The sequence below is a fragment of the Rhodococcus sp. EPR-134 genome (assembly GCF_001647205.1).
Lineage (GTDB): Bacteria > Actinomycetota > Actinomycetes > Mycobacteriales > Mycobacteriaceae > Rhodococcus_F > Rhodococcus_F qingshengii.
The window spans coordinates 21,721-30,168 of the sequence record NZ_LVCT01000042.1 but is presented as its reverse complement, the minus strand read 5'-3'; the positions used below and the strand labels follow the sequence as shown (position 1 = coordinate 30,168).

The 8,448-nt window shown below is 62.7% G+C and carries 7 protein-coding genes; 1 reads left to right on the top strand and 6 read right to left on the bottom strand.

Features of this window, described 5'->3' with window-relative positions:
- The 5 genes from A2J01_RS02070 to cycA all read right to left on the bottom strand — a co-directional run.
- Positions 1 to 964, bottom strand: a 964-nt coding sequence (locus A2J01_RS02070; RefSeq protein WP_064111742.1) for an LLM class F420-dependent oxidoreductase, incomplete at its 3' end; no start/stop codon positions are given.
- A gap of 176 nt (positions 965 to 1,140) precedes the next feature.
- Complete coding sequence (locus A2J01_RS02065; RefSeq protein ID WP_064111736.1) at positions 1,141 to 2,034, bottom strand: universal stress protein; 894 nt, start codon at positions 2,032 to 2,034, stop codon at positions 1,141 to 1,143.
- A gap of 141 nt (positions 2,035 to 2,175) precedes the next feature.
- Positions 2,176 to 3,681 carry a glutamate-cysteine ligase family protein gene (locus A2J01_RS02060; RefSeq protein WP_047272585.1) on the bottom strand — a complete coding sequence of 502 codons (1,506 nt, stop codon included), beginning with the start codon at positions 3,679 to 3,681 and terminating at the stop codon, positions 2,176 to 2,178.
- A gap of 125 nt (positions 3,682 to 3,806) precedes the next feature.
- A complete protein-coding gene (locus A2J01_RS02055; RefSeq protein ID WP_003946431.1) occupies positions 3,807 to 4,577 on the bottom strand; it encodes a M23 family metallopeptidase in 771 nt (256 codons plus the stop codon).
- 122 nt (positions 4,578 to 4,699) lie between these two features.
- Positions 4,700 to 6,163 carry a D-serine/D-alanine/glycine transporter gene (gene cycA / locus A2J01_RS02050; protein ID WP_030534902.1) on the bottom strand — a complete coding sequence of 488 codons (1,464 nt, stop codon included), beginning with the start codon at positions 6,161 to 6,163 and terminating at the stop codon, positions 4,700 to 4,702.
- Positions 6,164 to 6,305: 142 nt separating this feature from the next.
- Here cycA and A2J01_RS02045 point away from each other — a divergent pair, with 142 nt between their 5' ends.
- Entirely contained in the window at positions 6,306 to 7,022 is a 717-nt protein-coding gene (locus tag A2J01_RS02045) for an HAD family hydrolase (RefSeq protein ID WP_064111734.1), read from the top strand.
- A gap of 7 nt (positions 7,023 to 7,029) precedes the next feature.
- Here the strand turns inward: A2J01_RS02045 and xylB are convergent, their stop codons facing one another.
- Entirely contained in the window at positions 7,030 to 8,427 is a 1,398-nt protein-coding gene (gene xylB / locus A2J01_RS02040; RefSeq protein ID WP_064111732.1) for a xylulokinase, read from the bottom strand.
- Positions 8,428 to 8,448: the final 21 nt, after the last annotated feature.

Below are 8,448 nucleotides of genomic sequence, written 5' to 3'. Positions count from 1 at the left end.
GCGTCGTGACACCGGCTTCGGCGAAGGCTGCGACGCGTTCCTTGACGTAGCTCTCGGGACCGATCAACGACACTGCGCGAACCAGTTCGTCCGGCACTGCTGCTGCGGCTTCGTCCTTCTTGCCCGCGAGGTAGAGATCCTGGATCTTCTCGGCGGCCTCTTCGTAGCCGTAGCGCACCGCGAGATCGTTGTAGAAGTTCTTGCCCTTGGCGCCCATGCCACCGATGTAGAGCGCAAGGCTCGGGCGTACCCAGTCGAGCATGTGGTCGACGTCGTCACCGATGGCCAGTGCCGGCGACGCGTACACCTGAAGCTCACCGAGGCTCGGATCGCGCTTGGCCTTGCCCTTGGCGATCGGCTCACCCCACACGCTTGCTGCCTTCTCCGGATGGAAGAAGATAGGTTCCCAGCCTTCGGCGATTTCCGCCGTCAGCTCGACGTTCTTGGGTCCGAGCGAAGCGATCAGGATCGGGATGCGCTCACGCACAGGATGATTGATCAGCTTGAGCGGCTTTCCGAGTCCGGTGCCCTTCTCGGCGGGGAGGGGAACCTGGTAGTACTTGCCCTGGTACTCGACCTTCTCGCGGCGCCATACCTGACGGCAGATCTCGACGACCTCACGTGTGCGCCCCAGCGGAGCGTCGTACTTGACGCCGTGGAACCCCTCGATCACCTGCGGTCCGGAAGCGCCCAGTCCCATCACGAAGCGACCGTTGGAGACGAAGTCCAGGCCCGCCGCCGTCATGGCGGTCAACGAAGGGGTACGGGTGCAGATCTGAAAGATTCCCGAAGCGAGTTCGATGGTCGACGTCTTGGCCGCCAGGTAACCGAGCTGGCTGACGGCGTCGAAGGAATACGCCTCCGGGACGAAGGCGATGTCGAGGCCCGCCTTCTCCAGGTCACCGACCTCTTCGACGGTTTCGGCGAACCCGCCGCTGTAGTTCAAACCCATACCGATACGCACGTTGTAACCCCAATCCTGACGATTGCTGCCGTGTGCGACGCGCACACGAGCAGTGGTACTCCCATCGAACACTTACTCACATCGAACACTACGGAACCTGAGTCCGCATTCATGTGACTACCCCGTTCATATTCGATGACCGAAATGAACGGGGTAGTGGGAGAGCTTGTCGAGGGTCAGGATTCTTCGGGGCGAACCACCATGACGGGGCACTTGGCCGAAGCGATCAGGGTGTTGCTGGTCGAGCCGAGCAACATGCCGCGGAATCCACCGCGACCACGGCTTCCGACTACGACGAGCTGCGCTTTTGCCGACCAGTCCAACAGCCGTCCGCGTGGGTTGTCGAGGTATACCTCGCGCCGGACCTTCACGTCCGGGTATTGCTCGGACCATCCGGCCAAGCTCTCGCTGAGTACCGCGTGCTCGTCCTCTTCGAGAGACTGCGGGGCAAGCGCAGCGGCCCTCGGGTCTTCGAATGCCGCACTGCCGAGGTCACTCCACACGTGCAACGCCACCAACTCGACTCCGCGGAACGACGCTTCCTCGAAAGCCGCACCGACGGCCTGGGCGCTCAACGCGCTGCCGTCGACGCCGACCACTACGGGTCCTTCCGAGGGCACCGCACCATCGCGGTCCCGAACGACGATGACCGGACACTTGCCGTGACTGGCCACACCGACCGCGGTATTGCCGAGGACTGCTGTCGCCGCCTTGCCTGACGCCGACGCTCCGACGACTACCCGCCTGGCTTGTGCCGAACTCTCGATCAGCCACTGAGTTGCGCTGCCGATGGCGATTTCGGTGTGAACTTCGAGTTTCGGATCGATCTCACGGGCGAACTGTTCCGCCTCCGCCAAGATCGCTTTTCCGGCCTCTTCGACCCATTCGTACACCCCACCCGCGTCGACGTACGGTCCGCCGAAACCGTAAGGCGCGAAGTCGAGGGCGTGGATGATGTCGAGTCGCAATTCGCGCTGGGCGGCGATTTTCGCGGCCTCGCGGAGCGCTGTGGACGCAGTGTCCGAACCCTCGACTCCGACAACAACACTGTTATGTTCGCGTGAACTCATGTGCCCACCTTCCTGAAGAAGTAACCGAGCCACTTTCACTCTAACCATCCCACTTGTCCGGCTTTTTTGGGGTCGCCCCCTCTTCATTTCGGGGACTTAGGTCCCCGAAACTGTTGACGGATAGGAGAATTAGCAGAGCAATCAGGACCAGGTGTGAACAGGATCTCCCGTCCGCATGTTCTCCACGTAACCGCGGAGCATTCCGGTGAGCGCAGTCGAGCGGTCCGCGCCCGAGGCCTCCGCGTGCGCCACGTGCTCGCGTTGCCAGGCGGCACCGGTCTGCCGATTCATGCACCGCCCTTCGATCACGCCGAGGTACCGATCGCGGGCCGCGGCGGACAATCCGAAGTCGGCCAAACCCTCGTCCGCCAACGGCAGCAGCCTTCGCAGGACCAACTCGTCGGCACCGACCCAACCGATCTCCGGCCAGTACAGGGTGGCGTCGAGTCCGTACTTGGCGCCGATGTGCAGGTTCTCTTCTGCCGCATGGAACGACATGTGCGACCACAGTGGCCGCTCCGCGTTCACCAATGCGCGAACGGTTCCGTAGTAGAAGGCCGCATTGGCCATGATGTCGACGACGGTCGGCCCGGCCGGCAGCACCCGATTCTCGATACGCAAGTGTGGCTTGCCATCCGAGCAGTCGTAGACAGGCCGATTCCAGCGATAGACCGTGCCGTTGTGCATCTGAAGCTCGCTCAACTCCGGAACCCCGCCCGCCGCGAGCACTTCCAGCGGATCGGTGTCCGAGACATCAGGGAGCAGCGCCGGGAAGTACCGTGAATTCTCCTCGAACAGGTCGAGAACCGAATGGATCCACCGCTCACCGAACCACACTCGCGGGCGCACACCTTGGTTCTTGAGCTCGAAAGTTCGGGTGTCCGTTGCCTGTTCGAAGATCGGAATGCGTGATTCGTGCCAAAGCGCCTTCCCTGCCAGGAAAGGAGAATTGGCCGCAAGCGCCACCTGTACTCCGGCCAGACACTGCGCGGCATTCCAGTGCGCTGCGAATTCTTCCGGCGCGACGCGCAGGTGCAACTGCATGGACGTACAAGCCGCCTCCGGCACCACCGAATTGGTGTCGGCCCGAAGGATTTCCACGTCGCCACCGGGTAGCGCGACACCTTCGACGTCGAGTTCGATGTCCTCTCCTCGCGCGGCAAAAATTTGCTCGTTGAGCAATTCGTAGCGCGGGTTGGCGGTGATCCACTCACGATCGAGATGCTCGAGCTGCAGGGTCGGCAGCATCCCGATCATCACCATCTCGGCGTCGTGCGCGTGGATTCGCGCGTCTGCGACGTCGAGGGACGCCCGCAGTTTCTTCTCCAATTCGAAAGTCGCATCACCGGTGAGTGGGCCGGGCTCGACGTTCATCTCGACGTTGAACTGTCCGAGCTCGGTTTGGAAAACCGCAGAGTCGTCGATGGATTCGAGCACTTCACGGTTGGACATCGCGGGCGTCATGTCGCCGGTCACGAGGTTGAACTCGATCTCCATGCCCAACAGCGGAGCGGGCTTGTCGACGGCGTCTCGGAAGTCACCACCGTCGAGCATCTGCTTCATGGCGTCGACGCACGAGCGCACCTTCTTACGAAAGAGCCTACGGTCGGCTCTGGTGAATTCTCGCGCCGTGACCTCTGCACCCATTGCGCATTCCCCCTTCGACGATCAACGTCACTGAAGGCTATCCGTCAGGTGTCACCGACAAACGAGAACTGCGGTGGCACCGGGAAGAATTTCCCGACGCCACCGCAGTTCTCCGAAAGTTTCTTCTACGAGTTGTCGACCCAGGTGACAGCTACGCCGCGAGCCTGCAGCCACGCTGCGGGATCGACCTTTGCGCCGTTCTCGGCAACCTCGAAGTGCAGGTGCGGGCCGGTGGACTGGCCACGGTTACCCACGGTGGCGATCTGCTGGCCGGCGTTGACGCGCTGGCCGACGTTGACCTGGTAGTCGTTGACGTGGCCGTACGTGGTGACCGTGCCGTCGTCGTGCTGGACGCGGACCCAGAGGCCGAAACCTGACGCCGGGCCGGCGTCGATGACCTGGCCGTCGGCTGCAGCCAGAATCGGCGTACCGATCGGAGCCGCGATGTCGAGGCCGCCGTGGTGTGCTCCCCAGCGCGAACCGAAGGTGGAGGTCAGCGTTCCGGACACCGGCTGCACGGTACGAGCTGAGGTGCCGGGGTTGATCCCAGCGAGGAACTGCTGTGCCTGCGTGTTGAGGTCGGCAGCAAAATCGGGAAGCTCGGGGATGTCGAGAGCCGGAAGTGCCGCCAATTCAGCCGGAACGACAACGCCCTCGGGGAGCAGACCCTGCGGGATTTCGATTCCGGCGATGGTCTGTGTTGCCGGCGCCGCAGCAGCGGTTCCTGCGCCCATCTGGCCTGCACCGACGAGGAGCGCACCGGTAGCCGCAGCTACGACACCTGCCTTGACACCGGCACCAGGGCCAGCCGACGGGGTGCGGTGGCGGCCGCTTGCTGCCTCGGGATCGATCTCGAAGACAACATCGTCATTGCCCGTGCGGTGGTGGTTTCCCACAGTGTGTACTCCGTCAGTCGTCGGCGTGCAGCGTCCTTCTGATGAAGCCCGCTCCTCTGTCTGCCGAAGAATGTAACAGTTTGATCAAGGCGGCCGCCACCGTTACCCGATCTTGACCAAAACTATTTCTCGCCGTTCTGTCGGCTGGCGTCCAGTTCTGACTTGAATGCGTCGTATCGTGCCCGGTGAGCGGGTCGACGCCGGATGATCGCCCACGCGATGCCCAGAACCACGAACCAGATCGGCGTGACGAGAAGTGCCTGCAGGGTGTCGTCCTTGGTTGTCAGTGCCCAGAGAATGAAGACGAAGAACGCGAGCACGACCCAGCACATCACGATGCCGCCGGGCATCTTGAACTTCGACGCCTCGTGCAGGTGCGGACGACGCTTCCGGTACACCATGTAGCTCGCCAGGATGATCGTCCACACGAACATGAACAGCAGCGCCGAAATGGTCGTGACGACGGTGAAGGCCTCGATCACGGAATCGCCCGAGAACAGCAGGATCAACGACGCCAGCAGGAAGATGCACGAGAACATCAGGGCGTTCGCGGGGACCTTGCGTGAGTTCAGCTTGCCGAGGGCCCTCGGTGCGTCGCCTTCCTGCGCAAGGCCGAACACCATGCGCGAGGTGGAGTAGATACCCGAGTTGGCCGAAGATGCAGCGGAGGTCAGCACGACGAAGTTGATGACAGAAGCAGCGATGCCGAGGCCGGCGAGTGTGAACATGGCGACGAACGGACTCTTGTCTGCGCTGATTTCACGCCACGGAGTCACCGCGATGATCACGGTCAGTGCAACGACGTAGAACAGCAGGACACGAATGGGGATGGAGTTGATGGCCTTCGGCAGGTTCTTCTCCGGGTCCTTCGCCTCGGCTGCCGTCGTACCGACGAGCTCGATACCCACGAAGGCGAACACGGCGATCTGGAAGCCGGCGACGAAGCCCATGAATCCGGTCGGGAACATCCCGCCGTCGTTCCAGAGGTTGTCGATACCGGAGGTGGCACCGTTCGGCGCCGTGAACCCGGAGACGACCATGACGATGCCGACGACGATCAGGCTGACGATGGCGATGATCTTGATCAGCGCGAACCAGAACTCGGTTTCACCGAAGGCGCGAACGGTCGGGAGATTGAGGAGCAACAGCGCCGCGATCGTCAGCAAAGCAGGAATCCACGCCGCGAGCCCTGGCCACCAGTACTTGAAGTACCCGGAAATCGCGATGACGTCCGCGATGCCGGTGACGATCCAGCAGAACCAGTAGGTCCAGCCGGTGAAGAATCCCGCCCAGGGGCCCAGCAGATCCGCGGCGAAGTCGGAGAACGACTTGTACGCCATGTTCGAGAGCAGCAGCTCCCCCATCGCCCGCATGACGAAGAAGAGCATGAATCCGATGATCATGTACACGAAGATCACGGAGGGCCCGGCGAGCGAGATCGTCTTGCCCGATCCCATGAACAGTCCGGTGCCGATGGCACCACCGATGGCGATCAGCTGGATATGCCGGTTGGACAGCTGACGTGAGAGGTGGGGGTCTTCGCCGGACGGCTTCGTCAGGTCTGGTGTATTCGCGTGGTCGGACACGGAGGATCCCCCTCGTCATACGGTTCATCCGGGGCATCGAAATCGTGCCCGTCGGGGGAACCTCGGAAAATGTGCTCTCTCAAAGTACGCGTGCACTGGCTCACATCACGCATCGGAAAGCGGACGCCGATAACCTGTCGAGGTGAACACTGACAGCACGGCCCATCAAGACGGACATATCGCCGCGACGCTGTTCGATTTCTCCGGAACCCTCTTCCGTTTGGAGGAGAGCGACGATTGGACCGAGCACCTCGTCGATCATCAAGGCGATCCGCTCGACGTGCACGCTCAAGCCGAGCTGATGCGTCGGATGACCGCGCCGGTGGGCAGAACCGTGGAGATGGACGAAGCGGGGATCTACGCGTGGGAGAACCGCGACCGGGATCCGAAGTTGCATCGTCAGTCTTACCTCGACGTGTTGAGTAAGTCCGGGGTGCCCGATCCGGTTCGGGCCGAAGCTTTCTACGCCCTGCTGGTCGATCCGGATCAGTGGTCGCCTTACCCGGATACCGGCGAGGTCCTGAAGTCACTGTCGGAGAAGGGCATACGCACTGCCGTCTTGAGCAACATCGCCTTCGACATCCGTCCGGCGTTCGCCGACCGCGGCTGGGACGTCTGGGTCGACGAGTTCGTTCTCTCGTTCGAGGTGGGTGCAGTCAAGCCCGAACCGGCGATCTTCGAGTACGCCCTTGCGCAACTCGATGTGGATGCGGCGCAGACTCTGATGGTCGGTGACAGCGACATCGCCGACGGCGCTGCCCGTGACATCGGTTGCCAGTTCGCACTCGTCGATCCCCTGCCGACGACCGAACGCCCGCACGCGCTACTCGACGCAGTGCGGAAATTCGGCCTTCTGTAAGGAGCGCTCAGACACCTTCGGTGAGTTCGCGCAACGACGCGTAGCGCTCGCGCACGTGGGGAGCTGGTTCGGCGTCGAATCGTCGCTGTTCCGGTTTCGGCCACACCGGCGGCTGCGTGTCCCCGGACAGTGCCCATGCTGCTTGCCTGCATGCCCCTTCGGCGACGTACTCACCCGGAGCAGGAATCACGACCGGCACTCCGAGAATTGCCGGCGCGATCTCACAGAGAGCGCGCGACTTCGCTCCGCCTCCCACGAGGAGAACTCGCTTCACCTCGACGCCTTGACGAACCAGGTCGTCGACGCCGTCGGCCAAGCCGCACAGGAGCCCTTCGATTGCGGCTCGTGCAAAGTGCGCAGGCGTCGAGTTCTGCAGCCGGAATCCGTGCATGGCCCCCGTGGCGTCAGGGCGGTTGGGCGTCCGTTCACCCTCGAAGTACGGAATCATGACCAGCCCGTCGTTTCCGAGGGGCGCCGTCGACGCCAACCGCGACAGTTCGGCGTGATCGACACCGAGAATGGACGCCGTCGCATCAAGAATGCGCGCGCCGTTGAGAGTGCACACCAGCGGCAAGTGCAGGCCGGTTGCGTCCGCGAATCCTGCCACGTTCCCGCCGGGATCATGCGTGGGGGTGGCCGATACAGCCGAGACGACGCCGGATGTTCCGATCGAGATGATCACGTCACCGGGAACTGCCCCCAAACCCAGTGCGGCTGCGGCATTGTCACCGGTGCCAGGCCCGACAATACCTCCGGAACGTGTACTTCCGATCATTTCGTTCGGCGATGCAACTCGGGGAACATGCGGGGTTCGACCGCGAAATGCCAACGCCAGCAAATCTTTACGATATTCGCGCGTCGAGGCAGCATAATAGCCGGTTCCACTGGCGTCGCCCGCGTCGGTAACAAGCTCCTCGATTGAGCCGGACCCACCCAACTTCCAGGACAACCAGTCATGCGGAAGACACACCGCGGCAGTGCGATCGGCGTTGCCGGGTTCGTGATCTGCGAGCCATCGAAGCTTGCTTGCCGTGACCGCGGCAACCGGAACTACACCAACTGCGTCGGCCCACGCCTTGGGTCCGCCGAGCTCTTCGACCAGATCGGTCGCAGCCTTCGCCGAGCGAGTGTCGTTCCACAGCAACGCCGGTCTGACGACCTCGCCGCCACTGTCCAGACACACCATGCCGTGCTGTTGAGCTCCGACCGATACGGCTGCGACGTCGCCGAGCCCACCCGCTGCGGCGATTGCACTGTCCATCGCCTCGAGCCAGCATGCCGGATCTATCTCGGTACCGACGGGATGCGCCGCCCGCCCTTCTCGTACCAGCTCTCCCGAATCGGCATCACGGACAATGACTTTGCACGACTGGGTAGACGAATCGATACCGGCTACGAGGGCCACACTGGCGTCCTTTCCGAAGGA